Source organism: Rhodococcus sp. FW305-130 (assembly GCF_058788335.1).
In genome coordinates this window covers 392,665-419,536 of record NZ_JBYTAP010000001.1, presented here as the reverse complement: position 1 = coordinate 419,536, position 26,872 = coordinate 392,665, and the positions used below count along the sequence as shown (strand labels likewise).

The 26,872-nt window shown below is 62.1% G+C and carries 23 protein-coding genes; 8 read left to right on the top strand and 15 right to left on the bottom strand.

Annotated features, from left to right (window positions below; all coding sequences use genetic code 11):
• The first annotated feature begins 39 nt into the window (after positions 1-39).
• Positions 40-1,998 (top strand): M13 family metallopeptidase, encoded by a 1,959-nt coding sequence (locus AC3WQS_RS02035; protein ID WP_019745215.1) that lies wholly within the window; start codon positions 40-42, stop codon positions 1,996-1,998.
• A 68-nt stretch (positions 1,999-2,066) separates the two neighbouring features.
• Here the strand turns inward: AC3WQS_RS02035 and AC3WQS_RS02030 are convergent, their stop codons facing one another.
• The 13 genes from AC3WQS_RS02030 to AC3WQS_RS01970 form a co-directional block, all read right to left on the bottom strand.
• Complete coding sequence (locus AC3WQS_RS02030; protein WP_003940244.1) at positions 2,067-2,393, bottom strand: YnfA family protein; 327 nt, start codon at positions 2,391-2,393, stop codon at positions 2,067-2,069.
• Between the two features lie 16 nt (positions 2,394-2,409).
• Positions 2,410-3,495 (bottom strand): ABC transporter ATP-binding protein, encoded by a 1,086-nt coding sequence (locus tag AC3WQS_RS02025; protein WP_019745216.1) that lies wholly within the window; start codon positions 3,493-3,495, stop codon positions 2,410-2,412.
• A 15-nt stretch (positions 3,496-3,510) separates the two neighbouring features.
• Positions 3,511-4,842, bottom strand: a complete 1,332-nt coding sequence (locus AC3WQS_RS02020; RefSeq protein ID WP_003940485.1) for an ABC transporter substrate-binding protein — start codon at positions 4,840-4,842, stop codon at positions 3,511-3,513.
• Between the two features lie 38 nt (positions 4,843-4,880).
• Positions 4,881-5,783 (bottom strand): carbohydrate ABC transporter permease, encoded by a 903-nt coding sequence (locus AC3WQS_RS02015; RefSeq protein ID WP_021332037.1) that lies wholly within the window; start codon positions 5,781-5,783, stop codon positions 4,881-4,883.
• Complete coding sequence (locus AC3WQS_RS02010; RefSeq protein WP_019745218.1) at positions 5,780-6,754, bottom strand: carbohydrate ABC transporter permease; 975 nt, start codon at positions 6,752-6,754, stop codon at positions 5,780-5,782. Before AC3WQS_RS02010 ends, AC3WQS_RS02015 begins: the two co-directional genes overlap by 4 nt.
• Before the next feature lie 74 nt (positions 6,755-6,828).
• The gene (locus tag AC3WQS_RS02005; RefSeq protein ID WP_279218975.1) at positions 6,829-7,752 is read right to left on the bottom strand and encodes a L,D-transpeptidase; all 924 of its coding nucleotides are present in this window, start codon (positions 7,750-7,752) and stop codon (positions 6,829-6,831) included.
• Between the two features lie 216 nt (positions 7,753-7,968).
• The gene (locus tag AC3WQS_RS02000) at positions 7,969-9,651 is read right to left on the bottom strand and encodes an FAD-dependent oxidoreductase (protein WP_492713003.1); all 1,683 of its coding nucleotides are present in this window, start codon (positions 9,649-9,651) and stop codon (positions 7,969-7,971) included.
• An 81-nt stretch (positions 9,652-9,732) separates the two neighbouring features.
• Entirely contained in the window at positions 9,733-10,614 is an 882-nt protein-coding gene (locus AC3WQS_RS01995; protein ID WP_019745221.1) for a hypothetical protein, read from the bottom strand.
• A gap of 10 nt (positions 10,615-10,624) precedes the next feature.
• The gene (locus tag AC3WQS_RS01990) at positions 10,625-10,843 is read right to left on the bottom strand and encodes a dodecin (RefSeq protein WP_003939815.1); all 219 of its coding nucleotides are present in this window, start codon (positions 10,841-10,843) and stop codon (positions 10,625-10,627) included.
• A gap of 15 nt (positions 10,844-10,858) precedes the next feature.
• Entirely contained in the window at positions 10,859-12,070 is a 1,212-nt protein-coding gene (locus AC3WQS_RS01985) for a serine hydrolase domain-containing protein (RefSeq protein ID WP_047889667.1), read from the bottom strand.
• 109 nt (positions 12,071-12,179) lie between these two features.
• Positions 12,180-12,695 (bottom strand): DUF6764 family protein, encoded by a 516-nt coding sequence (locus tag AC3WQS_RS01980; RefSeq protein WP_020970725.1) that lies wholly within the window; start codon positions 12,693-12,695, stop codon positions 12,180-12,182.
• A 78-nt stretch (positions 12,696-12,773) separates the two neighbouring features.
• Positions 12,774-13,814, bottom strand: coding sequence for a non-homologous end-joining DNA ligase (ligD, locus tag AC3WQS_RS01975; protein WP_042952883.1), 1,041 nt, complete (start codon positions 13,812-13,814; stop codon positions 12,774-12,776).
• The gene (locus AC3WQS_RS01970) at positions 13,814-14,860 is read right to left on the bottom strand and encodes an ATP-dependent DNA ligase (RefSeq protein ID WP_020909053.1); all 1,047 of its coding nucleotides are present in this window, start codon (positions 14,858-14,860) and stop codon (positions 13,814-13,816) included. The genes ligD and AC3WQS_RS01970 overlap by 1 nt, the downstream gene beginning before the upstream one ends.
• A 109-nt stretch (positions 14,861-14,969) precedes the next feature.
• On the opposite strand from AC3WQS_RS01970, the gene lppU reads away from it, so the two are divergent.
• Positions 14,970-15,587, top strand: a complete 618-nt coding sequence (lppU, locus tag AC3WQS_RS01965; RefSeq protein WP_019745226.1) for an LppU family putative lipoprotein — start codon at positions 14,970-14,972, stop codon at positions 15,585-15,587.
• Between the two features lie 88 nt (positions 15,588-15,675).
• Here the strand turns inward: lppU and AC3WQS_RS01960 are convergent, their stop codons facing one another.
• On the bottom strand, positions 15,676-16,827 hold the full coding sequence (locus AC3WQS_RS01960) for a magnesium and cobalt transport protein CorA (protein WP_007731382.1): 1,152 nt from the start codon (positions 16,825-16,827) through the stop codon (positions 15,676-15,678).
• A 302-nt stretch (positions 16,828-17,129) separates the two neighbouring features.
• Positions 17,130-17,747: a TetR/AcrR family transcriptional regulator gene (locus tag AC3WQS_RS01955; protein WP_020970727.1), complete on the bottom strand. Its 618-nt coding sequence runs from the start codon at positions 17,745-17,747 to the stop codon at positions 17,130-17,132.
• A 100-nt stretch (positions 17,748-17,847) separates the two neighbouring features.
• Here AC3WQS_RS01955 and AC3WQS_RS01950 point away from each other — a divergent pair, with 100 nt between their 5' ends.
• The 6 genes from AC3WQS_RS01950 (at position 17,848) to AC3WQS_RS01925 (ending at position 26,871) form a co-directional block, all read left to right on the top strand.
• Positions 17,848-18,762 (top strand): SDR family NAD(P)-dependent oxidoreductase, encoded by a 915-nt coding sequence (locus AC3WQS_RS01950; protein WP_019745228.1) that lies wholly within the window; start codon positions 17,848-17,850, stop codon positions 18,760-18,762.
• Positions 18,763-18,811: 49 nt separating this feature from the next.
• The gene (locus tag AC3WQS_RS01945; protein WP_037120543.1) at positions 18,812-20,413 is read left to right on the top strand and encodes a PucR family transcriptional regulator; all 1,602 of its coding nucleotides are present in this window, start codon (positions 18,812-18,814) and stop codon (positions 20,411-20,413) included.
• A gap of 144 nt (positions 20,414-20,557) precedes the next feature.
• A complete protein-coding gene (locus AC3WQS_RS01940; protein ID WP_492713004.1) occupies positions 20,558-22,162 on the top strand; it encodes an ABC transporter substrate-binding protein in 1,605 nt (534 codons plus the stop codon).
• Between the two features lie 207 nt (positions 22,163-22,369).
• Positions 22,370-23,968 carry an ABC transporter substrate-binding protein gene (locus AC3WQS_RS01935; RefSeq protein ID WP_054831195.1) on the top strand — a complete coding sequence of 533 codons (1,599 nt, stop codon included), beginning with the start codon at positions 22,370-22,372 and terminating at the stop codon, positions 23,966-23,968.
• Positions 23,969-24,194: 226 nt separating this feature from the next.
• A complete protein-coding gene (locus tag AC3WQS_RS01930) occupies positions 24,195-25,796 on the top strand; it encodes an ABC transporter substrate-binding protein (RefSeq protein ID WP_483633716.1) in 1,602 nt (533 codons plus the stop codon).
• A 61-nt stretch (positions 25,797-25,857) separates the two neighbouring features.
• On the top strand, positions 25,858-26,871 hold the full coding sequence (locus AC3WQS_RS01925) for an ABC transporter permease (protein ID WP_019745232.1): 1,014 nt from the start codon (positions 25,858-25,860) through the stop codon (positions 26,869-26,871).
• The last annotated feature ends 1 nt before the right edge of the window (position 26,872 follow it).

Sequence of the window (26,872 nt, the reverse complement as noted above, 5' to 3'; positions counted from 1 at the left end):
ACACCGAGCAGTTCGTCATGATCGTGTAAGGATGGAGAAATGACCACGGCTCATCGCTCAGGCATCGACCTCACCCACCTCGACGGCGACACACGGGCGCAGGACGATCTGTTCGTCCACGTCAACGGAAAATGGCTCGCCGAATACGAGATTCCGGCAGACCGCGCAGTCGACGGGGCCTTCCGGACGCTCTACGACAAGGCCGAAGAAGACGTACAGACCATCATCACCGAAGCCGCGGAGTCCAACTCTGCCGCCGGTACCGATGCACAGCGCATCGGCGACCTGTACTCGAGCTTCATGGACGCCGACGCCGTGGAGGCCGCGGGCCTCAGCCCCATCGACGACGAGCTGGACGCCGTCGCCGATGCGCCGGACCGGTCGTCGTTGGCCACCGTGATCGGACGCCACCAGCGCGTCGGCGTCGGCGGTGCCATCTCGCATTACGTCGACACCGATGCCAAGAATTCCGAGCGGTACCTGATCCACTTCAGCCAGTCGGGAATCAGCCTGCCCGACGAGTCGTACTACCGCGAGGACAACTACGCGGAGATCCGCGAGAAGTACGTCGCGCACATCGACAAGATGTTCACCCTCGCCGGCGTCGGCTACGACGCACAGCGTGTGTTCGAACTCGAGAAGAAGATCGCGGCCGGGCATTGGGACGTCGTCAAGCGTCGTGACGCAGATCTGAGTTACAACCTCGTGGGCTTCGAGGAACTGACCGAGCAGAACCCCGGTTTGGACTGGGCGGCATGGTTGTCCGGTCTCGGCGCCGATTCGGAGAAGTTCGCCGAGATCGTGGTCCGTCAGCCCGATTTCCTGCACACCTTCACCGCACTCTGGGCGTCGGAGTCACTCGACGACTGGAAGGCATGGGCAGCGTGGAAGGTGCTGCACGCTCGCTCCCCCTACCTGCATTCGGCGCTGGTCGACGAAACCTTCGCTTTCTACGGAACCACGCTCTCGGGTACCGAAGAGAACCGTGAGCGCTGGAAGCGCGGGGTCAGCCTGGTGCAAGATCTGCTCGGCGAGGCCGTCGGCAAGCTCTACGTCGACCGTCACTTCCCCGCTGAGGCGAAGACCCGCATGCTGGAACTGGTCGCCAACCTGCAGGAGGCGTACCGCCGCAACATCTCCGACCTCGAGTGGATGAGCCCGCAGACTCGTGAGGCCGCGTTGGCCAAGCTCGAGAAGTTCACCCCGAAGATCGGTTACCCCGACAAGTGGCGTGACTACGCCGGCCTCGATATCTCGGCTACCGACCTGGTGGGCAACTACCGTCGTGGATACGCCGCCGAGTACGACCGTGACCTGGCCAAGCTGGGTGGCCCCGTGGACCGTGACGAGTGGTTCATGACGCCGCAGACCGTCAACGCGTACTACAACCCGGGCATGAACGAAATCGTGTTCCCCGCAGCCATTCTCCAGCCGCCGTTCTTCGACGCCGCAGCCGACGACGCCGCCAACTACGGCGGCATCGGTGCCGTCATCGGCCACGAGATCGGGCACGGCTTCGACGATCAGGGCGCCAAGTACGACGGCGACGGCAACATGGTCGACTGGTGGACCGACGAGGATCGTAGCGAATTCGGCAAGCGCACAAAGGCTCTCATCGAGCAGTACAACGAGTTCGAGCCCAAGGAACTGCCGGGCCACCACGTCAACGGTGAATTCACGATCGGCGAGAACATCGGCGATCTCGGCGGGCTGTCGATCGCGATCGCGGCGTACAAGATCGCGACCGAAGGTACCGAACCTCCGGTCATCGACGGACTCACCGGTCTGCAGCGCGTGTTCTTCGGGTGGGCGCAGGTATGGCGCACGAAGGCCCGTGAGGCCGAAGCGCTTCGCCGTCTGGCCGTCGACCCGCACTCGCCGCCGGAGTTCCGGTGCAACGGCGTCGTCCGCAACCTCGACACGTTCCACGAGGAGTTCGACGTCAAGCCCGGTGACGCACTGTATTTGGAGCCGGAGAAGCGTGTGAAGATCTGGTAGCAAGGGCAAGCCCCTGTGCGCGCTTAAGGACCCCCTGGACTCCTTGAGCGCGCACGGGGCCGAAGGCCCTACCGGGCGTACATGATCACCCCGACGCCGACCAGACAGATCAGCGCACCGGCGATGTCGAAACGATCCGGGCGGAATCCGTCCATCACCACCGCCCACAGCAGTGAACCCGCTACGAAAATCCCGCCGTACGCGGCGAGGATGCGCCCGAAGTTCGCATCGGGTTGCATGGTCGCGACCAGACCGTAGAGACCGAGCGAGATGACGCCGAGCCCTACCCAGATCCAGCCCTTGTGCTCGCGAATTCCCTGCCACACCAACCACGCGCCCCCGATCTCGAGCAGCGCGGCGAGTACGAACAGCAAGAGCGAACGTGCGACGGTCATGCCGCACACAGTATCGCTACAGACGTACCCCGGTCTCCGCGGAAAAGAAGTACACCTCGCCGGCCTTGGGCAGCAGATGAAGCGACTCCCCCGGTGCCACCGACATCTTCCGATCGACGCGAATGACAATTCGGCCGGATCGGCTCTGCCACTGCGAATCCGGGGCACCCTTTGCATAGACGAACGATTCGGCGCCCAACTCTTCAAGCAGGTCGGCATCCACGGCCAGCGAGCCCTTTCGCCACGCTCCCACCAGATCCCACGACTCGGGACGCACTCCCACGACGACCCGCTCCCGCTCGGACGCCCCGGTGGGCAGCGGAATCCGCAGGTCACCGAGCACTGCGACGGTACCCTCGACCGGCGCTTCGATCAGGTTCATGCCGGGCGATCCGATGAAGGCGGCCACAAAGGTGTTGACGGGGTTGTCGTAAAGTTCCCGCGGCTTCGCCACCTGCTGCAAACGACCGTCCAGCATCACCGCCACCCGGTCCCCCATCGTCATCGCCTCGACCTGATCGTGGGTGACGTAGACCGTCGTGGTGCCCAGTCGACGCTGTAAGGCAGCGATCTGCGACCGCGTACTCACGCGTAGTTTGGCGTCCAGATTGCTGAGCGGCTCATCCATGCAGAACACCTTGGGATGGCGAACGATGGCCCTACCCATGGCAACTCGCTGACGTTGCCCACCGGACAGCTTGGCCGGTTTACGTCCGAGCAGCGGTTCGAGTTCAAGCATCCGTGCTGCCTCGAGTACCCGCTCGCGCCGTTCGGACTTTCCCACTCCCGCGTTCTGGAGCGCAAAACCCATGTTCTGCTCGACGGTCATGTTCGGGTACAGCGCGTAACTCTGAAACACCATGGCGACGTCACGTGCTCGCGGCGCGAGATGCGTGACGTCCGTGCCGCCGATCTCGATCCGGCCGTCCGACGCGGATTCGAGACCGGCGAGCATTCGCAGGCTGGTGGACTTACCGCAACCGGAAGGTCCTACGAGTACCAGGAACTCACCGTCGGCGATGTCGAGGTCGAGACGGTCGACTGCCGGTCGATCGGTTCCTTCGTAGCGGTGCGTGACTCCCGCGAATTGCACGTTGGCCATGAGTGTTCTCTCCTACTACTTCGGCAGCTTTGGGGTGATCTGCCGGTCGATGATCTGCTGCAACTGGGTGGCAACGCCGGCGAATGTCGATGCGACGTCGGCTTTCTGGAGAGCAATCTGCTCGAGTCCGGTGCCGATGATCTGATCGCCACCCGGGACGAACACGCGTGCGTAGTCCTGCGAGCGCGTACGCGAAAGCTGATCCACAGCGGTACGGGAGTTCGGATTCGCGTCGAGGAATGCCTTCATGCTCGGCTCCGACGTTGCCGACTTGCGGACCGGCATGTAGCCGACGTTCTGCGAGAAGTACGCCGTGTTCTCACCATTGGTGATGAAGTCGATGAACTTGAGCGCGTTCTTCTTACGCTGATCGGAGATCTTGGACGGGATGGCAAGTCCGGCGCCGCCGGTGGGGCAACCGGGAGTTCCGTCCACCGCCGGGAGGAACGCGGTGCCGAAGTCGAAGTTGGCAGTCTTCTTGATGCCGGACAGGTCACCCGTCGACGCGATGGTCGACGCCAGGATGCCCGTACCGAATTCGTTTGCGATGTCAGTGGAGACCGCGGCGTACTTCTTGTCGTGAATCATGCTGGAGAGGAACTGCCCTGCGGCAATGGTCTTCTCGTTGTCGAGCTGCAAATTCCACTGGTCGGAGTACGATCCGCCGAAGGTCCAGATGGGGCCTTCGTAGGTCCAGCCGAGGTAATCCTTCGCGTTGCCCCACCCGTGTGCCAACTTGCCGTTGCCCACGACCTTCTGCAGCTCAGGTCCCCACTCGTCGAACTCCTGCCACGTTGCAGGCCCACGGTCGGGAAGTCCGGCCTGCGACCAGACCGCCTTGTTGTAGTAGAACAACGGCGTCGACCGCGCATAGGGAAGTGCGTAGTGCTTGCCCTGGAACAGGTAGTCGGCGAGCAACGAGTCGACGTAGTCGGCCGAGTCGACGCCCACCTCGGAGAAGAGTCCGTCGAGCGGCTCGATTGCCCCGGCAAGTGCGTAGTTGAACCACCAGACATCCGACAGCACAACCACATCGGGAACATCTCCGCCGGAGAGAGCAGCGTTGAACTTCTGCGCCACCTCTTCGTAGTTCTTGCCGCCGTCCACCAAGTTGACCTTCAAGTCCGGGTACTTGGTCTGGAAGCGGTTGATCAATTCCTTCTCCACGTCGGTGGACTTACCCGGGTGGTTCGACCAGAAGGTGATGGTGTTGGAATCACCCGACGCACCGGATGTTCCCGCAGCATCAGCGCTGGAACCACCGGATCCCGCGCACGCGGTCAGTGCTGCGCCGGCGGCGATTGCACCGCCGAGGCTCAGAAATCCGCGCCTGTTCATGTTTGCCATTACTGCTCCTCGAGAAAGAAATGTGACGGGAAAAGCTGTCAGCCCTTGACCGCACCGGAGGTGAGGCCTTTGATCATGTGTCGTTGCAGCAGAAGGAAAATCACCAGGATCGGTAGCATCGTCAGTACCGTTCCTGCCATGACGGGACCCCAGTTGGTGAGTCCGTCGTTGTTCTGCAGTTGGGTCAATCCGATCGGCAGCGGCGCCACCGAGGAATCGTCGGACATGAGGAACGGCCACAGGTACTCGTTCCATTCGTTGACCACCGTGATGATGCCGAACGCCACCATCGTGGGCCCGGAAACGGGGAGCACCACGCGCCAGAGAAGCCGCCAGTGGCCGGCGCCGTCCATCCGCGCTGCCTCGACGATCTCCGAAGGGATCGAGAGAAAATGGTTGCGCATGAGGAACGTACCGAAGGCTACACCCGCGAGCGGAACTATGATGCCCTGGAACGTGTTACGCCAGCCCCACTCTGCCACGAGTGCGTAATTCGAGATCACGGTGATCTGGTTCGGAACCATCAATGCGGCGATGATTCCGAGAAAGACGAAGTTCTTCCCCGGGAAGCGCAGGAACACCAGCCCATAGGCGCTGAGAGTCCCCAGAACGAACTTCGCCGCGGACAGTATCGTCGTGATCACTATCGAGTTCCGCAGAAACATCCAGAACGGAACCGATGTCGTTGCTTCGGAATAGTTTTCGGGATGCAGCGACGACGGCCACCACGTTGCAGGCTGCGTGTAGATCTCCGGACGCTCCTTGAACGAGGTCATCACGATCCAGTAGAGCGGCAGGACGATGATGACCAAGGCGACCACCATTGCCGCGTAGCCGAGGATCTTCACACCGACCTCACGCCGGTCCACGTTCTTGCGATCCGGCCCGGGCCGGACGACGGAAGTCGGAGCAGCGCTTTTCTTTTCCTCTACCGCTGTCATTTCTCTTCTCCCCGATCCATGGCACGAACCTGGTAGACGGTGATGATCAGCAGGATCAAGAACATGATGGTGGCAACCGTCGCGCCGTAGCCCGCCCGGAAGTTTCGGAATGTCTCGTTGTACACCTGGTAGACCATCGTCGTCGTCCCTGTACCCAGCGGGCCACCACGGGTCATGACGTTGATGATGTCGAAGACCTGGAGCGAGTTGAGCATGACGGTGATGGAGAGGAAGAACGTCGTCGGGCGCAACTGAGGTAGGAGAACCCGGCGGAACTTGGTCCACGGCTTGGCACCGTCGATTTCGGCGGCTTCGTTCAATTCTTGCCGAACTCCTTGCAACGCAGCGAGATAGATGACAAACGTGTAGCCGAGGTTCTTCCACATGTATGTCACCGTCACCATGAACAGCGCCCAGTGGGGATCCTGATAGAAGTCGGGCGATTGGAGTCCGACACGGTGCAGGAGATCCTGGATCAGACCGAAGTTGGGGTCGAAGACGAACTGAAACGCGACACCGATCGCTGCACCGGAGATCACGAACGGAGCGAAGATCGCCGACCGGACCAGGTTTCGCCCGACGAGCTTGCGATCGAGCAGCATGGCCAACGCCAGACCGATGACCATCGAACCCACCACTGTGACCAATGTGAATACCACCGTGTTGGTGACGATCTGCCAGGTGTCGCTTCGTCCGAACCACTCACGGTAGTTGCTCAGCCCGATGAACGTCGCCTTCGGGTCCGCAATGTTCCAGTCGAAGAACGAAAGTCGGATGTTGTCCACCAGCGGGCGATAGGTGAACAAGATCAGCAACGCGAGATTGGGACCTACCAAGAGCGCAAAGAGCGCGTAATCACGCCATGGTCTGCCCCACAGACCTGGCTTGCCTGATGTGGGCAGCGTTCTTTCCGGACTCGATCTCACTGAGGCAGTCTGACCGCTCGCAACGAATGAATGGTGAACGTACAAGACACTCGAGCTGAACGCGACACGAAAAAGGCCCTGCGCGAATACTTCTCGCGCAGGGCCTTCCTCGTCGATGTCTAGCGGTTCCAGTCACCCAATCCGTCGGCGCCGCTGAGGACTCCACCTGCGGTGTTCTGCACGATCACCGGGTCACCCTTGCCTGCGTTCTCGAAGAACCACTTGGCGTCCTCGGTGCTGACATTGAGGCAGCCGTGGCTGACGTTGGTGAAACCTTGTTGCGCTACCGACCACGGAGCGGCATGGACGAAGATGCCACTGTAGGAAATTCGTGTCGCGTACTCGACGTAGGTGCGGTAACCCTCGGGAGAATCGATCGGAACGCCGTACGTGGACGAATCCATGTACATGTCGCGCAGCTGCTCCCCGACGATGTACGTGCCGTTCGGTGTTTCGTGACCTGGCTTGCCGAACGACGTCGGCATGGTGCGCACGACCTCACCGTTGCGGGTGACGGTGACCTGCTTGGTGTTGTCGTCCGCGACGGTGACGAGTGCGTCACCGATGTTGAACGTGGAGTGCGAATCACCGGCGTCGACGGTCACGGAGATGTTCGCCGGCCAGAACTGTGCCGGCTTCCAACGGACCTGGCTGTCGTTGATCCAGTAGAAGCTGCCATCGACCGGAGAATCGGTGGTCACGCGAATCGCGCGCTCGGCCGTGGCACGGTCGCCGACTGCCTCGTTGAAACGAATGATGATCGGCTGCGCGATGCCGACTGTCTCACCCGCCGACGGGTTGAGCGACGGCGCGGAGAAGTTGGGAGCGCCGATGGGAGCCTGAATCGGTGTACCCGGGATGCCCGGAACCGGAATCGCCGGATCGAGGTACGGAACGCCGGGAATGACGGGCAACGGAATGTCCGGTCCACCGGGGAAGAGAGGAACGGCCGCGGAAGGTCCGGCGAGAGCCAGGCCGGCAGCCACCGCTCCGACGATTGCCACGGCAACCCGTGACGTCCGACGACCCTGTTTGCTGCCCATGTCACTACCTTCGCTCGAATGACCACGTACTCACGTGGATTTTGCGCGGCCGGCATCGATACCCGCCTGGTACCGATGCCGATGCACCATCCGGACGCGCCCGCCGGGCGCACACCTACACACCCGAGCACGCCAAAGAGAGCAAACCGCACATTTCCATAGTCATTAACACACAAATGCGGCAATCGAGCAATTCGGATGTTCGCCCAAACGTTGCTATCCCTCGCTGCGAGCAGCCGCCAACATCGATTCGATGGAGATGAGTTTGGTTCGCGGTCTACCGGCGGCGGCACCGGATGCTCGTTCTGCCTTGTCGATCCGCTGCCAACCTTGGTAGTCCACCTGATCCGGCGACCGATCTGCCAGCAGAACCTGCAACTTGTCAGCGTCCTCGGTCGGCGTGGCGAGGCGCCCACCAGCGAAGTCGTCGAAGATCATCGACACCGTCTCGGCGGAGCAGTACTTGTTGGTGCCGATCACGCCCGTCGGTCCGCGCTTGATCCAACCCGCGACGTAGACACCCGGGATCGGCGTGCCGGTCTCGGTGTCGATCACGCGACCGTTCTCGTTGGGGATCACGCCGCGAGCGTCGTCGAAGGGCAAGTCGGCCATCGGTGTACCGCGGTATCCGACCGACCGAAGCACCAGGGAGGTGTCGATCGTCTCCTCGGTTTCGGTAGGCCGGGCGGAGAGCTGACCGGTCGGCGTTGCCACCAACTCGTTTTTCACGATCCGCACCTGTGCGACTGCACCGTCGCCGAGGATCTCGACGGGCGAGGTGAGGAACCGGAGAACGATCCGCTTGCGGGAAGGATCTGCGGTACGGGAAGCAAATTCCTGCGCCTGCTTGACCTTGAGCAGCACGGACGGCTCCGCGGCATCGCTGTCCACGAACGCCTGACTGGCCTCGTCGAGTTCGGCTTCGATCGGGTCGACGACTACGTCCACGTTCGCCATCTGTCCGAGGGCCAACAGTTCGGGATTGGTGTACGCGGCCTGCGCCGGCCCGCGCCGCCCGAGAATGACGACCTCACGAATCTTGCTGTTACGCAGCGCTTCCAATGCATGCTCGGCGAGGTCCGTCTTCGCGAGCTGGTCCGGGTCGGTCACCAGGATGCGAGCGACGTCGAGTGCGACGTTGCCGTTTCCGACGATCACCGCTCGCTCGCCGGACAGATCGAAAGTCCGATCGGCATATCCCGGGTGGCCGTTGTACCAGGCGACGAACTCGGTGGCAGCGTGACTTCCCGGCAGTTCCTCGCCCGGGATCTCGAGCTTGCGATCCCCGGCAGCGCCGACCGCGTAGATCACTGCGTGGTGATGGTCCAAGAGTTCCGAATGCGAGATGTGGGTACCCACCTCGACGTTGAAGTGGCAGCGCACGGTCTTTTTCGCGACCACGGCGCGGAACTGGTCGGTGACGCCTTTGGTTCCGGGATGATCCGGCGCCACGCCGGCGCGCACCAATCCGTAGGGAGTGGGAAGCCGATCGAACATGTCGACCTCCACGCGAGGCTTGCCGGTCAGTTCCATCGCCGCATAGCAGGCTGCGGGGCCGGAGCCGACGATCGCCACTTTCAGCGTTCCCAGTTCGGGATCGATCTTGGCCATCGTGATCGGCTCGGGCCAATCCGGGCCCATCGGATGCTTCTCGAAGTACGACGCGTTCATCTGCAGGTACGGCGCGTCGTCCTCGTCGAGTTCGTTGTCCGGGAAGATCGCCTCGACCGGGCACTCGTCCACACACGCACCACAATCGATGCAGGTGTCGGGATCGATGTAGAGCATTTCGGTGGTCGCGAACGGAGCTTCGTCCGGTGTCGGGTGAATGCAATTGACCGGACACACGTCAACACACGAGGCGTCGTTGCAGCACGGCTGCGTGATCACATACGCCATGACATTCCCCTATCCCTGAAACACGAAGCACGAACTGATTCCCAGACTATAACGTGTTCCAATTTGGCGCGAGAATCGTTTTCAGATCACCCCATTGCGCTTCAGCAGCCATACCGCCTGCACGGTGGCGTGACCTCGCCATTCCAACGCCGCGGCGGGCGAATAGCTGTCGAAATCCACCGCCCAACCGCCGTCGTCGTGTTGCCGTGCAGCGAGCGCGGACAGTTCGGAGTTGATCACCGCTGCATCGAACAACGCGCGGGTCGGACCGCCAGGAAGCGGTGAGAAATCGAGGGGCCGCATGAATTCGCCCTCGGCTCCCCCGTCCACGTGAACCAAGCCGTCAGCCGGGATACGCGAACCAAGAGTGCTCACCAACGACGACGCTTCGGGACTGTTCCGGTGAACCGCGTCGAGAAACTGCAAGGCAAAGGCCAGCTCGAGGGCATGCAGAGAATCCGCCCCGTCGATCGCGTCGAGGCAATATCGAACGGCAGAGGCGAACCACGGATGTTCGGCGACGGCCTCGTCGAATTCGGCAACGCGAGCCGCTGCAGCACACACGATGCTGGTGATCTGCAACGACGGCGCCGACGGATCCGCGCTCACCCAGAAGGGCGCACACCCGGCTGGGTCGGCAATCGGGAAGGCGAAGGGTAAACCGCCGCCTGCCAGCGAATTGGTCTGCAACCAGTCGCACAGTTCGACCGCTCTGGGCGTCGGCGTTCCGATGTCGGCAAAGGCTTCGAAGGCATGCAGCGCTCCGCCAGGTTGGCTGGTTGCCGAGCGAAGATCCGGTTCGAGTCCCCAGCCGTACCCACCGTCCGGGTTGCGATAACCGTCCACGGCCGCACAAGCCGCGGCCCGGTCACCCTGTCCGAGAATCAAATTCAGCCGATGCCGATCGAGAGTCCTGGCATGTCCCGCCATGAACCCGACGGCCGCCGTGAGATCAACACTCATGAAGAACGGTTCAGGATTCGTCGCCGTCGAGCCGGAAGCCGACCTTCAACGTGACCTGGAAATGCGCTACGGCGCCGTTCTCGATGTGGCCGCGAGTTTCCACCACCTCGAACCATTCGAGGTTGCGCACCGTCTCGTTCGCCCGGGCGATGGCGGTGCGAATTGCCGCGTCACTGCTCTCGGTGGACGAGCCGACGATCTCGGTCACCCGGTACACGTTGCTGCTCATGGCATTCCCTTCGTGTCAGATTCGACGAACCAACTCCTGCGCCTCGGCGCCGAGCCTCGCAAGGCGAAGATCACCGAGAGCTGTCACAGCACTACCCAACCTGTTGGTGGTGAAACCGAGCGAGAGTCCGCTGGACAGGTCCGCATACGCGCCTGAACCGCCGACTCCGTAGTGGCCTATCGCATTCCGCGGCTGCCGCCGCGCGGCAATGATCGGCGGGTGGTAACCGAGAGTCCAGTTGGGCCGCACCGCCAGCACGTAATCCCGATCGCGAGTCTGGATGGTCGACATCTGGTCGATGGTCGATTCCTTCAGGAACCGCTTCCCGTCGATCACGCCGCCGTTAGCGATGGCGCCGTACATCTTCGCGAGAGCGCGCGCGCTGAACACTCCGTTCCAGCCCGGCATGACCGCGTCATGGACAGCCGGGTTGCGCACCATGACGTCGAAACCGTCCGGCATCGCGGCCTCCGCGAGTCCGCGAGTCGGACCGACGTGTGAGAGCACGGTCGACGCGAAGGCCCAGTTCAAGCCGGCAGGGTTGATATGTGGGAACAGCTTCGCGATCCGTGGACGCTCGGTTTCGGGTACGCGGTACCAGAATTCGTCGACTCCGAGGGGCTTCGCTATCTCCGCTTGTACGACGTCGATGAACGGCTGACCGGACACCCTGGCCACAAGTTCGGCTACCAACCAGCCGTAGGTCACAGCGTGATAGCCGGGGCCTCGAAGCCGACGCGGATCCGGCTTCTCGGCAGCCAGGGCGGCAACGACCGCGTCGTAGTCCATCAGGTCGAGGGGATGCGGCATCAGGCCGCGAACGCGGTGAAGGCCCGCGCGATGTGACATCAGTTCCCGGACGGTGATCTTGTCCTTGCCGGCCCCTGAGAATTCGGGCCAGTACTGAGCAACCGGAGCGTCGTAGTCGATCAGCCCGCGTTCGGCGAGTCGATGAACGACGGTGCTGGCCACGCCCTTGCCGGTCGAGAAGGAAAGCGACACCGTGTCGTGGTCCCAGCGCCTGTCGCGGTCGGCATTGCCGGCCCAGATGTCGAGAACTTTCTCGCCGCCCAGGTACACGACCAGCGCGCCGCCGCCTTGTTGCGGTTGGCGATACATCGCGAAGAAGCGGTCGGCCAAGGGAAGGAATCGCCGGTCCACATACAGCTCGGTGCGCGAAGGCACCTCCACCCGGGCGAGCGAACCCCGTCGTGCATTGGGAGCCATCGCGTCCTCCGATCCCCGCTGATTCAAGTTGTCCGGTCACCGGATCGGTGGCAGGAGCTTGACACCATTGTGACCACTGTCACGCAAGAGGCTCAGGACCGGGGTGCACTCACGGGGTGACCCACGTCGAAGTGCCGTCGCTGACACATCCCTGACCTGTGGCAAGGTTGAAAACAAGGGTGGGACCACCCGAGCAGATCGCCCCGACGTCCGCGTCACCCACCGCCGCTCTGCCGCCAGGTCCGCTGAGCACCACGGCAAAGGGTGAGGAGTCTGTGCGACCGAGTGCGAGCGAACCCGGGCCGTACGCAACGGCGGCAAGAAGCCCACCGCGCGACTCCGCTGCAGCAACGCCGCCGAAGAGTCCGACGCCCGCCGACCGGCCACCGTCTCGCGAATCGGCGACGCCGACGCCATCGCCCTCCACGTGTGAAATCGCGTAACTGGAGGGATCTGCCACCGCTCGGCATGCGGATGACCCGTCGACGATCGTCTGATCTTGGCCGCGCGCCGAACAATCCAGCGTCGCGGCCGACGCTGTTCCGCTACCGAGTGACAATCCGAAGGCGGCAAGAATCACGCCACCCGCCGCTAAACCTGCTGCTCGCATTTTCCGGCGATCCATATCCAACCCCCACAGTGCATTCGACGTGACCGTACATTCGACGTCTAATCGAATTACCCGATATGTCCGCCTCTGACGCTACCCGTCTTTGTTCTTCCGATCGCGGTCCTTGCTCGGTTGAACTCGTTTGGGTTCACCGGGCATTTTGGGATAGTTCGGCGGGTACGGCAGATCGCCAAGTCCCGCCACCAGATCCTTCTCCCACATCTCCAACAGAACGTCGAGGGCAAAGGCCTTGTCGTGCATCGCTTCCATCGGATCACCACGATCGGCGAGCAAGCCGGGAACCGTGGCGATGGTGCAGTCGTCTGGATGCACGTCCCGCAGTTCGTCCCAGGTCACCGGCGTGGACACAGTTGCGATCGGCGTCTTACGAGCCGAATACGCCGCCGCGATCGTCCGGTCACGGGCATTCTGATTGAAGTCGATGAAGATCCGTTCACCCCGCTCTTCCTTCCACCACGCGGTTGTGGCGCGATCGGCACTACGCCGTTCGACTTCACGGGCGAGGGCGATACCCGCGTGGCGGACCTCGACAAAATCCCAGCGCGCCTCGAGCGGGATGTAGACGTGAAGGCCTCGGCCACCGGACGTCTTGGGAAATCCTTCCAATCCCAACTCGGCGAGCAGAGGGCGAAGGACCTCGTCCGCGATGGCAACGGCCTCGTCGAACCCGGTCCCCGGTTGCGGATCGAGATCGATGCGGAGTTCGTCCGGGTGGTCGGTGTCCGGGCAACGCACGGCCCAGGGATGAAACGTGACAGTCCCGAGATTTGCAGCCCACACGATGTTCGCAGCACTACGCACTCGAAGGACGTCGGCCTTGCGACCCGACGGGAACGTGACCTCGCAGGATTCGACGTGCTCGGGCCGCTTTGCCGGCAGCCGCTTCTGGTAAACCTCTTCGCCCTCGATGCCGTCGGGGAATCGCTGAAGATGCGTTGGCCGATCTTGGAGCGCCCGCAACGCTGCACCCTGCAGCGCCACCGTTCGGTAGTACTCGACAAGATGCCGTTTGGTTCCGCCGTCCTCACCCAACTGCGGATAGTAGATCTTGTCCGGGCTCGACAACCGGACCGCGATCCCGTCGACGTCCAGTTCCTCTGCGGGACTCGCCATCACTTACCACCTGCAAGAACATCCGCGAAGTCGTATCGCACCGGAACCTCCAACTGATCGAAAGTGCATTCGTCGGGCACCCTGTCCGGACGCCAGCGCAGGAACCGCGCGGCGTGCCGAAAGCGTTCCCCTTCCATCTGGTCGTACGCCACTTCCAGCACCCGCTCAGGACGAAGCGGAATCCAGGAGCGGTCTGCGGCCGATCTCCACCGGCTGGCCTCTCCCTCTGCCACAACGTCGTCCCCGAGGCGCAAAGGTTCGAGTTCGGCCAACAACTCGATCCGCCGCGCCGCGGTGAAAGCCGAAGCGCCACCGATCATCTTCAATTCGGCACCGTCGAACAGACCCAGAAGCATCGACCCGATACCCGGCTGGCTCTTGTGTGGACGGTAGCCCAGCAGTACGACATCCGCGGTCCTGGCGTGTTTCACCTTGATCATCTCGCGTTTGTTCGGCAGGTACGGTCCCGCCAGCTTCTTGGCGACAACCCCGTCGAGGCCCGCGCCTTCGAAGGTTTCGAACCAGGCCATTGCTTCGGCGCTGTCGGCCGTCGCTGCCGTGACGTGGCAACTCGGCCCGCCACCGACGCAATCGAGGAGCAACGCACGTCGCACACCGAAGTCCTCGATCGAGACGTCGCGATCCCCGAGCGCCAGTAAATCGAACCCGACAAATTGCGCGGGCGTCTGTTCCGACAACAATGCGACGCGGCTCGCGGCGGGGTGAATCCGCTCGGAGAGCGCTTCCCAACTCAGGCGCGTCACACCGTCGATCTCACGGGGAACCACCAGTTCTCCGTCCACCACACATTTTTCGGGCAATTCAGACTTGACGGCTTCCACCGCCTCGGGAAAGTACCGCGCCAAGTCCTTTCCTCCTCGCGACCCGAGCACCACTTCGTCACCGTCACGAAAGATGATTGCTCGAAATCCGTCCCATTTCGGCTCGTACGACCACGTCGGGTCACCGGACTCGGGCTGAGGCGGCACAGTGGCCGCAGCCTTCGCGAGCATCGGGGCAAGCGGCGGCATCAGGGGTAGCTCCACCTACCCATACTGACAGTCCGGTTGGCAATTCGACTACCGATGTATTGGAATAGGTCCCGAACAATCTACGAACCAACAGAATTATCCAAGAATCAACAAAGGGGTCCTTATGTCCGGAATCGTCCGGCGACTTTGCACTGCGGTGATCGCAACTTCTGCAATCGCCGCCTTCACCGTCGGTTGCGGTTCCGACATCGAGCCGAAAGCCATTGCGGAATCATCTTCCTCGGTTGCCGATTCGACCACTACCTCCGCAGCCCCGACCACCTCGAAGATCACCGGCCAGGAGGGTTCGGACGACGGCGGCGACGTCGACATCGACGTGTCGATCGGTGATTGCGTCAAGCTCGGCGGTACCACGACGGCCGCGGAAATCGACAACGCGGACTGCGGTAGCAAGGATTCCAACTACAAGGTGGTCGCCAAGGTTCCCACCTCTGATCAGTGTGCCTCCGATGTCGACTCGTACTACTACGAGACCCTCGCGGGTGACGAGCAGGGCGCTGTCTGTCTCGACGTCGACTGGGTAGTCGGCGGATGCATGGACCTCGGCAGCGGAATGGACGAGCCCGCCCGCATCGAATGCTCGGATACCAGCGGCACCAATGTAGTCGAGGTCGTCGAAATCCTGCAGAACTCCACGTCGATCGACGAATGCGGTTCGGGGGCAGACTCGGGATTCGAGCACCCGGAACGTAAGTTCACGGTCTGCGTCGCAACGCTCTGATTCGAGCGCCCTCCCGAAAAACACCTGTGCGCCTTGTCAACCGATCTCGGTTGGCAAGGCGCACAGCGCTTTCTACAGCCGGCGCTTTCTACAACCAGCCCCGACGTTTGAAGATCGTGTAGAGACTTCCACACGTCAAGAACATCATCGAGAGAGCAAACGGATAGCCCAAGTGCCAGTGCAGTTCCGGCATGTCGTCGAAGTTCATTCCGTACACGGTTCCGATAAGCGTCGGCGCGAAGAGAATTGCCGCCCACGCCGAGACCTTCTTGATCTCCTCGTTCTGCGCGTAGCTCGCCTGCGTCAGATTGCGCATCTCCTCGTTCTGGTTCTGCGACACCAGAGTTGCGTTCACCGTGAGGATGTTTCCGAGCAACTGACGAAAGCCGTCGGCCCGCTCCACCACAGTCGTCGCATGGTCGGTGACGTCGCGGAGGTAACGCTGGAGTTCCTCGTCCGTGTGGTACTTGTCGAACCCCGCCGACAACCCACGCAGCATTCCCAGCAGCGGACGCGTCGCCCGCTGGAATTCGATCACCTCACGGGTCAGTTCGTAGATGCGACGCGAAACTCCGGGATCGCCACTGAACACTTCGGTTTCGATCTCGTCGATGTCGTTCTGCAGGCCGGCCACCACCGGGGCGTACCCGTCGACGACTGCGTCGAGAATGGCGTAGAGAACGGCCTCGGTACCCAACCGCAACAGGTCAGGATCGTTCTCCATGCGAGTCCGCACCGCCGAGAGATCCGGCGATTCACTGTGACGGACGGTCAGAATGAAGTTCGGACCACAGAAGATGTGCAACTCGCCGAATTCGACCCGCTCGGTCTCGTCGCGGTACCGCGCAGCACGCAGGACCACGAACAGTGTCTTGCCGTAGCGCTCGAGCTTGGGACGCTGGTGCGCGACAATCGCATCCTCGACCGCCAGTTCGTGGAGGTCGAAATGTTGTGCAGCGGCATACAACTGGGCGTCGTCGGGCCGGTACATGCCGATCCACGCCATCGACTGCGAATCCGGAAGGCATGACAGTGCTTCCGCCAGCGTGGACGGCGACGCTATCCGCTCGCCGTCGCGGTACACGCCACTGTTGACGACGGTCGATTCGACGGGCGCCACCGCCTCGGGCGGGGCAGCCTTGACGACGGTGCGTGCGGCACGCGAGTGCCCGGGATGTGAGTCACCGAGACCCGCGGAACGACGTGGCAGTACCGAACGTGAACGACGAAATTCGCGCATGCTGAACAGCTTTCGAGGGAAGAGTGAACGACGACGCTTGCTTCACAGCAAAGCCGAAGCCGATGAACACACGATGAAGCTGCAGCAAAATACCGGAACAACCCGGGCGGCTACAGCTTCAGTTGGTACTCGGAGGTTGGCCACGCATTACAGCCACACCTCCTCTTCCCTGAATTCCTACGCAAGTCCGCGCACGACGCCAACATGCTACCCCGACTGTCAGAGCGGGACAAACCGAACGACAAGCCGCAGGACAGCACGAACCGGTCGGAGGAAACCCGCTTGACGAATGCAGCTTTCAGTCAGTTCGCAGCGCGCAATCCGCCGATCAAGAGTTCGACGATCTGGTCCGCCAACGACTCCGTCTCCGCCAAAGTCTGCCCTTCACGCCTTCGGTACCAGAGGTCGATGCCGTTGAGACTGCTGAGGAGTACTTTTGCCGCCATTCGCGGCGAGCTCGCACGAATGGAACCATCCGCGACACCTTCGGTCATCACGTCGACGAACAGATTCTCGTAGTCGAGTCGCAGCGAATTCAGTTCCACGAGGACTTGCTGTTGCCTCGGCTTGAGCGCGGAGTTCATCTGGCCCCGGACACCTTGGTGGATCGTGTGGTGGTACCCGAGATGTGTCATGAGATTGACCAGGTGGGCGTGCGACATCGCTTCGAGACGCGCGAGGCCGCTGTCTGCCCCGTCGATCCGAGACTCGACCTCCGCGCGGAGCAGGCTCATCCCGCGCTCGTAGATTGCCAGGTAGATGTCGAACTTCGAACGAAAGTGGTAGTAGACAAGACCTTTGGTGGCCCCGATTCGATCGGCCAGCAAATCCATGGTCGTGGCCGCGTAACCGTCTTCGGCAAAGGCGTCGGCGGCGCTGGTGATGATCGCGGATCGCACGTCCGGAAGATCACTACTCATTCGACTTCCACTCCCATTCGCACTGCCTGCCGGCCCTTGACTGTTTCCACGCTATCGCATAGTAATACTGAGTAGTATCCCAGATCAGAGAGGTTTTCCAATGTCGTTGGATTTTTCCGGCAAGGTAGCGATCATCACAGGCGCAGGCGGCGGACTCGGCCGTTCGCATGCATTGGCCCTCGCCGCACGCGGCGCACGCGTCGTCGTCAACGACATGGGTGGCTCGGTCAACGGCAGTGGCGGCGCTGATACCGCAGCAGCCAAGGTAGTGGCGGAAATCGTCGAGTTGGGTGGCGAGGCGATCGCGGACCACTGCGACATCACCGACGTCGACGCCGTTGCCGCCATGGTCGCGACGGCCGTGGACAAGTGGGGCCGCGTGGACATCCTGATCAACAACGCCGGAATCTTGCGCGACAAGTCGTTCATCAAGGCCGAGCTCGACGACTTCCGCAAAGTCATCGACGTGCATCTGATGGGTTCCGTCATCTGTTCCAAGGCAGTCTGGCCGCACATGGTCGAACAGAACTACGGACGCATCCTCATGACCACGTCGGCGTCGGGAATTTACGGCAACTTCGGCCAGGCAAACTACGGCGCCGCGAAGTCCGGCGTCGTCGGCCTGATGAACGTTCTCGCTATCGAGGGCGAACGCAAGGGCATCCGCGTCAACTCGCTGGCCCCGACCGCCGCGACCCGCATGACCGAAGACCTCCTCGACGAGAAGACTCTCGCTCTGCTTGCACCCGAATCGATTTCACCCGGCGCACTGTTCATGGTCTCCGATGACGCACCGACCAAGACCATCCTCAGCGCTGGTGCCGGTGTCTTCGCGATCGCTCGCATGGAAGAGTCGCAGGGCGTGTACATCCCCGAAGGCGCACTCTCCCCTGAGGTCGTCGCCGAACGGTGGTCCGAGATCAGTGACATGACCAATTCCGTCCAGGTGCCCGCGGCGTTCGATCAGACCCGCCGGTTCGTCGAGAAAGCTGTAGCCGAGCAGCCGGCCAACTGAGCTGGGCAACCAGCCGACTGATCGATCCTGCTCCCCCTAAGGTGTGGTGGTGACCACACCAACGGGAGTTTCGATCGTCGACATCGTCGACAGACTGGGAATGACGTTCCTCAGCGGAGGCGACACCGTCGACGACGCCCGCACTGTCAGCCGAGTGACCCTGCACGAAGGGTCCGGAGTCACGCAAGGCAGTGCGGGCGCCGTCGTGCTCGGCGCAGGACTGGCCGAGTCGGCCGACATTGCCACTGCAGTAAAAGAATACGGTTCGGCCGGAGCCGTCGCGCTGATCGTCAGGGAGCCATTGGCCGTCGACGAAAGCGTCGCACGGGCGGTCGCCGAAGCCGATATCGCACTACTTGGAATGGTCAAGGATGCAAGCTGGCTGCAAAGTGCGTCGCTGATCAACGAGATCCTCGAATCCGGCAACAACGGGGACCGCACGTCCGCCGCCGACGCCGACCTGTTCGATCTTGCCAACTCGATCGCTCAGGTATTGAACGGCCCGGTCACCATCGAGAATCAGTCGAGCCGGATCCTCGCGTTTTCGGCGGATCAAGCCTTCGGCGACGAGGCACGTAAGCAGAGCGTCCTCGGACATCAAGTGCCGCAGCACTATTCCGACCGGCTCAGGTCAATGGGGTACTTCAACAAGATCTACGGCTCTACCCTGCCGGTATTTCTACCGGGTATCGGGCCGGGCATCAGGCCCCGGGTCGGCATGCGAATACATGCGGCATCCCAGATCCTCGGTTCGATCTGGGTGATCTTGGACGAGGAGCCGAACGAATTGCAGGTCAAAACGCTCGTCGAGGCGGCGGGGGTAGCCGCGATGAGTTTGCTTCGCGCCAAGCTGGCCGCCGATTCCGCACGACGGCTGAGGTTGGGCGAGGTGATCACGCTACTGAGTGGCGGCACTTCGGCCAAGGAAGCGGCCGAGCGACTGGGCTACGGCCGCTCGAAAGCAAACGTACTTGCGGCCGGCTTCCGTAGCGGCGCCGGCGCATCGTTGGAGGCCGAAGCCGACGTCGATCAACTGGCCCTGACACTCAATACCTATCTCGACCAAGTATTTCCGTTGTCGGTGGCGGCAGCGATCGGTGGCACCGTCTACGCCGTCATCCCACACACCCGGCACCAGACCGACGACGACTACGTGCGTCGGATCGCGTCGGAGTTTGCAGACCGTTCCCGTTCGGAAAAGTCGGTGGTCATCGGAATCGGTGCGACAGTGGCCGACGTGATGACGCTGGAGAAGTCACGCGACGAAGCCGACCGAGCGCTTCGCGTTCTGAGGTCGACGTGGAATTCCTCGGGCCGGACCGTCGCGCGCGCCGACGACGTGCAGATCAATTCCCTACTTCTGCGCCTCTCCGACGCCCTGGCGGACGAGAACGAGACCGCGTCGGGTCCGCTCGCGGTACTGCGTGAGTACGACCGCACTCACGACATCAACCTCGTGGACACCCTTCGAGCCTGGCTCGACACGTTCGGCGACATTCCGGCGGCCGCGTCGTTGGTTCACATCCACGTCAACACGTTTCGATACCGCCTCAAGAAGCTTGCCGGGATTGCCGGAATCGATCTCGATGATCCGGAAACTCGATTCAGCCTGATGCTCCAGCTTCGTCTCTTCTATCCGACAGCGTTGTAGCGATCTACCAAGTCTCACGAAACATTCGTAAATCCGGACGATGTTCTCCTCCTTTTGTTGGGTGAGGATTCAAGCAATCGTTTATTGCTCCTGACCCGACAGACCTCGCGTCACTCGGGCGGGACTACACCTTCCGGAGGCACCATGAAACAACGGTCCTACGCACTGCTGGCTGCGGCAACTGGCACCGTTCTTGCCCTGACCGCGTGCTCATCGGGTGGCTCGTCGGGTTCGGGTTCGGGTTCGGGTGAACCCGTCACGGACGGCACCTTCAAATTGGCTCTCGTGGCCGACCCCGGCGCTCTGAATCCGCTGATGACGGCCGCATCGCCGGCGCACCAGCTGGCGCGTCTGAGCTACGACTATCTGCTCCACCCGGATCCCGATACCGGTGTCACCAAGCCCTGGCTCGCCGAGAAATGGGAAGAGACAACCACTTCCGCGTCCTTCACCATTCGCGACGGCGTCACCTGTACCGACGGATCCGCTCTGACTGCCCAGACTGTCGCCGACAACGTCAATTTCATCACCAACGCAGCAAACAAATCTGCTCTCCGCGGGGTGTACGCACCGGCAACTGCGAGCGCCACCGCCGACCCGGCGACGCGGACAGTGACGGTCACGACTCCGGAGCCCTCTCCGTTCCTGCTTCTCAACCTGGCGCGAATACCGATCATGTGCGAGGCCGGGTTGAAGGACCCGACGGCGGCAAACAAGACGACCTTCGGGTCGGGCATGTTCCAGATGACAGAGGCAGTCGCGAACGATCATTACTCCTACGTCCGGCGCGACGGCTACAACTGGGGACCGGACGGCACCACCTCGGATACGGCTGGAGTACCCAAGAATGTCGTCGCGTCCATCATCACGAACAACAGCACAGCGGCCAACCAGGTGTTGTCCGGTGATCTGAATGCCGCAGCAGTTTCGGGCCCCGACCAGGATCGCATGAACGCCGCGAACCTGGATACCGTCAAGCAGCCCGCTCCGGCGGGCGAGATGTTCTTCAACCACAGTCCCGGCAATCCGACGAGCGATCCTGCCGTCCGCAAGGCTCTGATCCAGGCTCTCAATCTCGACGACCTCGCCGAGATCTTCACGGCCGGTCGCGGAACCAGATCGACCACGATGGTGTCCATCGAACCGCGGGCCTGCATCTACGACTCTGTCGCCGGAAACCTGCCGGACTTCGATACCAGTGCAGCCGCAGCAACTCTCGAGTCTGCGGGCTGGAAGGTCGGCGCGGACGGTAAGCGCAGCAAGGACGGCACACCGCTCCGAATTCGGATGGTGTACGAGACGTTCGGTGACGCGACCGATGCTGCCGCCGACGTCGCGGTCAACGCGTGGAACGACCTGGGCGCCACCATTGAACTCACCAGCGGCGACTCGAACAAGATTCTCGATGTAGCACTCAGCGGCAAGGACAACACGGCGTGGGATGTTGTGTGGGAGCCGATCAACGTCGCGCTGCCCAGCATGCTGGTCCCCTTCCTCTCCGGTCCTGTGCCCGCGGCGGGAATGAATTTTGCGTCGATCTCCAACCCGGCCTACGACGCAGCCGTCACCAAGGCTTCCGGGCTGACGGGCGAGGACGCTTGTGCCGCTTGGGCAGACGCTGAGTCCGAGATCATCAAAGCAAACTCGGCGGTACCTTTTGCCGACAAGATCACGACTCTCTACTTCAACAATGCGGGTCTTGCATTCGGCCGCAATTTCATCGGTTCAGCCCTGCGGCTGTACCAGTAGCGGTTCAACGCGATGCCTGCCCACGACGGACGCACAAGCGTTGGCAGGCATCGCGATCGTAATTGATTACGAAGAGTCTCCGAACTTTCGTGAAAAGCCACGATACGGCAGGTAGGTCGTCGCGTTAGTGTCGATCAATCGTCATTCGTTCCTTGCCCGCTGCATAACTTTTCGACTTGGGCGAAGGATTCTGCCACCGGAGGCTCCATGAAAAAACGTACTTGCGTCGTGCTGGCAGTCGTCGGCTGCGCGACCCTTCTTTTGTCCGCTTGTTCGTCAGGCGGGTCGCCGGGCGGCAACAGCGGCCAACCTGTCACGGACGGAACATTCCGGCTGGCACTGTTCGGTGACCCAGGAGCGCTGAATCCGTTGATGACCACGTCCACCTACGCTCACAGTCTTGCTCGTCTGAGCTACGACTATCTGATTCACGTCGATCCGGAGACCGGAAACCCTGGCCCGTGGCTGGCCGAAAAGTGGTCAGAGACAACCACTTCAGCCGACTTCGCAATTCGTGACGGTGTCACGTGCTCCGACGGATCCGCGCTGACGGCCCGCACGGTCGCAGACAGCATCAACTTCGTCACCGACGAGACCAACGGGTCAGCTCTCCGCGGCGTCTACGTACCGGCAACCGCAACTGCCACTGCTGATCTCGCGGCCCGTACGGTAACAGTGACGACGCCCGAACCCTCGCCGTTCCTGCTCCTCAACCTCGCGCGACTACCGATCATGTGCGAAGCGGGGTTGAAGGATGCGACGGCAGCGAACAAAACCACTGTCGGCTCCGGCATGTTCCAGATGACGGAGTCCGTCGCAAATGATCACTACACCTTCACCCGACGAGACGGCTACAACTGGGGACCGGACAAGACGACATCGACGACGGTCGGTGTACCCGCAACAGTCATCGCGTCGATCGTCCCGAACATGAGTACCGCCGCAAACCAACTTCTGGCGGGCGATCTGAACGCTGCACAGGTGTCCGGTGCGGATCAGGACCGATTGAACTCTGCGCCGCTGGATACGATCAAGCAGCCCTTCCCGTCCGGCGACATGTTCTTCAACCACATGCCGGGCAACCCGACAAGTGATCCGGCGGTGCGGAAGGCGCTCGTCCAGGCGCTGAATCTCGACGATCTCGCCGAGATCTACACCTCAGGACGTGGCACACGTTCGAGCACGATGGTGTCGGTTGAACCGCGCGCATGTATCTACGATTCGGTCGCCGGCAATGTACCCGACTTCGATCCGAACGCAGCGGCAGCAACTCTCGATTCGGCGGGCTGGAAAATCGGAGCCGGCGGCAAGCGGAGCAAGGACGGCGCGCAGTTGCGAATCCGACTTCTCTACGAGGCACTCGGCGACTCGTCCGATGCCTCGGCAGATCTCGCGCTCACGGCGTGGTCGAACCTGGGAGCGACCGTCGAGCTGATCAGCGGCGACGCCAACAAGATTCTGGATGTCGCGCTGAGCGGTAAGGACAATTCCGCGTGGGACGTGGCATGGGAAACGATCAACGTGGCAGTTCCCAGCATGCTCGTGCCCTTCTTCGCCGGCCCGGTTCCTGCCGACGGACTGAACTTCGCGTCCATCTCCAATCCCGAGTACGACGCAGCGGTAGCCAAGGCTTCAGCGGTCACCGGCGATGCGGCGTGCTCGGCGTGGGCGGAGGCCGAGTCGGAGATCGTCAAGGCCAATTCGGCGATTCCGTTCGCCGACCAGATCACCACGCTGTACTTCTCGAATTCGGGGCTTGCTTTCGGACGCAACTATGTCGGCTCCGCTCTTCGGCTGTACGAGTAACCGTGCTGCAGCGACCGGGGAAATCGTCGTGTTTCGCCGGTCGCTGTCGGTATACGGACAGGTATTCACCGATCCAGGCGGTTTTCGTGGGAGCGGACGAAAATCGACCCGATTTTCGTGAGGATCGACAGAGATGCGCGTCACGTCATGCGCCAAGATTTAGCAGTCAACACTCAATCGCGCCCTCACGTTTTCGCTCGGGCCCCAGCTCCATCCCGGAGGCACCATGAAACACCGCTCCTATCCAACACTTGCGGCAGCCGCAGGGCTCACGCTTGTGTTGTCTGCTTGTGGCTCGGGAGGCACGTCCTCGGGCGCCAGTGGCGGTGAACCGGCCACGGACGGGACCTTCCGTTTCGCCCTGCAGGCCGATCCGGGCGCACTCAACCCGATCATGTCGGCAGCGTCGGCGACCGCAGAGTTGTCGCGTTTGGCCTATGACTACCTCGTCTACCAGGATCCCGATACCAGTGAAGTCGGACCGTGGTTGGCCGAGAAGTGGGAAGAGACCCCGACCTCGGCGTCCTTCACCATCCGCGAAGGGGTGACCTGTACCGACGGATCCACGCTGACTTCCCAGACCGTCGCGGACAACATCAACTTCGTGGCCAATCCGGACAACGGTTCACAGTTGCGCGGGTCCTCCGTTCCGACCGGTGCCACTGCAACCGCCGACGCTGCAGCGCGCACCGTCACGGTCACCACTCCGGCGCCGAGCCCGTTCCTGCTTCTCAACGTCGGTCGCCTGCCGATCCTGTGCGAGGCCGGGTTGAAAGATCCGACAGCGTCGAACAAGAAGTCGCTCGGCACCGGCATGTTCGAAGTCACCGAAGTCGCCGCCAACGATCACTACACGTTCCAGCGTCGCGAGGGCTACAACTGGGGCCCCGACGACACGACCTCCGACACCCCGGGTGTCCCCAAGACGGTCATCGCCGCGATGTCGCCGAACGTGAGCACCGCCGCTAACCAGCTTCTCTCGGGTGAACTCAATGCAGCTCCGATCGCCGGTCCGGACAAGGACCGCGTCGCGGCAGCCAATCTGGACTCGGTCGGCCGTCCGCTGCCTTCCGGTCAGATGTACTTCAACCAGATCGCGAGTAATCCCACCAGCGATCCCGCAGTGCGCAAGGCCCTGATCCAGGCGGTCAATCTCGACGACCTCACTCAGGTCATCACTGCCGGACACGGAGTCCGGGCAACCAGTCTCGTCGCCGTCGAACCGCGCGCCTGCGTCTACGACTCCGTCGCAGGCAACATTCCGGACTTCGATCTCACTGCCGCCAAGGCAACACTGGACGCTGCAGGTTGGACCGCTGGTTCTGACGGCAAGCGAAGCAAGGACGGAAAGCCGCTCAATCTCCGTCTCGTGTACGACGGCACAGACGATCCGCGCAACGCAGCAGCAGAACTCGCTCAGTCGGCGTGGTCCGAACTCGGCGCAAACGTCGAGGTGATCGGCGGCGACTCGAACAAGATCATCGACGTCATCCTGAGCGGCAAGGACAACTCTGCCTGGGACATCGCCTGGGTCCAGATCAACTCCTCGCTGCCCAGCACCTTCACCGCCTACTTCACCGGTCCGGTTCCCGCTGCAGGCAAGAACTTCGGGTCGACAAGCAACCCCGCGTACGAAGCAGCAGCCACCAAGGCTTCCGGTCTGACCGGTAGCGACGCTTGCGACGCTTGGGCCGACGCCGAGTCGGAGCTCACCAAGACGATCTCCGCTGTGCCGTTCTCGGATTCAGTTATGAACGTGTACTTCAACAAGGCTGGACTCTCATTCGGTAAGTCGCTCAACGGTTCTGCGTTGCGCCTCTACCAGTAGGTCGCCCGCCCACTCTGAATATCTTCCCGCCCCAGCATCCCGCCCTCCGGAAAGACAGCCCATGAGTCAAACTATTGAAGCCGCGAAACCAGAAGCGGCGCCTCAGGCTCGAGCAAAGTGGCTCGAGTCCGACAGCTGGCCCGCATATCTTCTGCGTCGTTTCGGCACCTTCGTGATTTCACTCTGGGCGCTGGTGACTGCGGCGTTCCTGATGCTCCAACTGATTCCGGGCGACCCGGTTCGGTTGGCTCTGGGAATGAACGCACCGGTCGAACTGGTCGAGACAACGAGGTCTCAGCTCGGTTACGACCTTCCCTTGTGGCAGCAGTACTTCCGATTCGTCGGCGGGTTGCTGAGCGGGAATCCCGGTGACTCGATCACCTTGAGGACTCCGGTCTTCGAGGTGATCGCGTCCCGCCTACCGGCAACACTCGAACTGGCTGTACTCACAGTGGTCACGGTGCTGCTACTGGGCATTCCGATCGGCCTCATCTTCGCTGCACTGACCCGCAACGGTCGACGACGCGGAGTCGAGATCGGTTACACCGCAACGTCGGGCACCATCGCCGTGATCCCCGAGTTCATGTTCGGTACGGCGCTGGTCTACCTCTTTGCCGTCACGTTCCCTGTTCTGCCCGTCGCCGGCCGCGGTGGACCGGAAAGCTACATCCTCCCGGTCGCGGCCATGTCGATCGGTGCCATCGCCTCGATGTCGCGCATCGTCCGTGCAGAGGCACTCGGCGTGTTGGACATGGACTACATCCGTACGGCGCGCGCCAAGCGAATGCCCGTGGCACGAATCTACTTCCGTCATGCAATGCCCAACCTCATGACGTCGACGCTGACGCTCGCCGGACTCCTCCTGGGTGGTCTGATTGCCGGCACCGTGCTCATCGAGAGCATCTTCGCCTGGCCCGGCATGGGCATGGCGCTGGTCAAGTCCATCACCGAGAAGGACTACCCGCTCGCCCAGACACTGGTCGTGATCTACGGCGCCATCGTCCTTCTCATCAATTTCATCGTCGACGTGGTGCTCGCTCTCATCGACCCACGATCCACAATTCGGGAGAACTGAG

What these genes read in the sequence shown, in the direction of transcription:
- AC3WQS_RS01990 (WP_003939815.1), bottom strand. Translation starts at nt 10,843, where the DNA reads ATGAGCAGCAACGTGTACCGGGTGACCGAGATCGTCGGCTCGTCCACC.
- AC3WQS_RS01940 (WP_492713004.1), top strand. Translation starts at nt 20,558, where the DNA reads ATGAAACAACGGTCCTACGCACTGCTGGCTGCGGCAACTGGCACCGTT.
- AC3WQS_RS02035 (WP_019745215.1), top strand. Translation starts at nt 40, where the DNA reads ATGACCACGGCTCATCGCTCAGGCATCGACCTCACCCACCTCGACGGC.
- lppU (WP_019745226.1), top strand. Translation starts at nt 14,970, where the DNA reads ATGTCCGGAATCGTCCGGCGACTTTGCACTGCGGTGATCGCAACTTCT.
- AC3WQS_RS02030 (WP_003940244.1), bottom strand. Translation starts at nt 2,393, where the DNA reads ATGACCGTCGCACGTTCGCTCTTGCTGTTCGTACTCGCCGCGCTGCTC.
- AC3WQS_RS01930 (WP_483633716.1), top strand. Translation starts at nt 24,195, where the DNA reads ATGAAACACCGCTCCTATCCAACACTTGCGGCAGCCGCAGGGCTCACG.
- AC3WQS_RS02005 (WP_279218975.1), bottom strand. Translation starts at nt 7,752, where the DNA reads ATGGGCAGCAAACAGGGTCGTCGGACGTCACGGGTTGCCGTGGCAATC.
- AC3WQS_RS01995 (WP_019745221.1), bottom strand. Translation starts at nt 10,614, where the DNA reads ATGAGTGTTGATCTCACGGCGGCCGTCGGGTTCATGGCGGGACATGCC.
- AC3WQS_RS01955 (WP_020970727.1), bottom strand. Translation starts at nt 17,747, where the DNA reads ATGAGTAGTGATCTTCCGGACGTGCGATCCGCGATCATCACCAGCGCC.
- AC3WQS_RS01935 (WP_054831195.1), top strand. Translation starts at nt 22,370, where the DNA reads ATGAAAAAACGTACTTGCGTCGTGCTGGCAGTCGTCGGCTGCGCGACC.
- AC3WQS_RS02020 (WP_003940485.1), bottom strand. Translation starts at nt 4,842, where the DNA reads ATGGCAAACATGAACAGGCGCGGATTTCTGAGCCTCGGCGGTGCAATC.
- AC3WQS_RS01960 (WP_007731382.1), bottom strand. Translation starts at nt 16,827, where the DNA reads ATGCGCGAATTTCGTCGTTCACGTTCGGTACTGCCACGTCGTTCCGCG.
- AC3WQS_RS02025 (WP_019745216.1), bottom strand. Translation starts at nt 3,495, where the DNA reads ATGGCCAACGTGCAATTCGCGGGAGTCACGCACCGCTACGAAGGAACC.
- AC3WQS_RS02000 (WP_492713003.1), bottom strand. Translation starts at nt 9,651, where the DNA reads ATGGCGTATGTGATCACGCAGCCGTGCTGCAACGACGCCTCGTGTGTT.
- AC3WQS_RS01925 (WP_019745232.1), top strand. Translation starts at nt 25,858, where the DNA reads ATGAGTCAAACTATTGAAGCCGCGAAACCAGAAGCGGCGCCTCAGGCT.
- AC3WQS_RS01980 (WP_020970725.1), bottom strand. Translation starts at nt 12,695, where the DNA reads ATGGATCGCCGGAAAATGCGAGCAGCAGGTTTAGCGGCGGGTGGCGTG.
- AC3WQS_RS01985 (WP_047889667.1), bottom strand. Translation starts at nt 12,070, where the DNA reads ATGGCTCCCAATGCACGACGGGGTTCGCTCGCCCGGGTGGAGGTGCCT.
- AC3WQS_RS02015 (WP_021332037.1), bottom strand. Translation starts at nt 5,783, where the DNA reads ATGACAGCGGTAGAGGAAAAGAAAAGCGCTGCTCCGACTTCCGTCGTC.
- ligD (WP_042952883.1), bottom strand. Translation starts at nt 13,814, where the DNA reads ATGGCGAGTCCCGCAGAGGAACTGGACGTCGACGGGATCGCGGTCCGG.
- AC3WQS_RS01950 (WP_019745228.1), top strand. Translation starts at nt 17,848, where the DNA reads ATGTCGTTGGATTTTTCCGGCAAGGTAGCGATCATCACAGGCGCAGGC.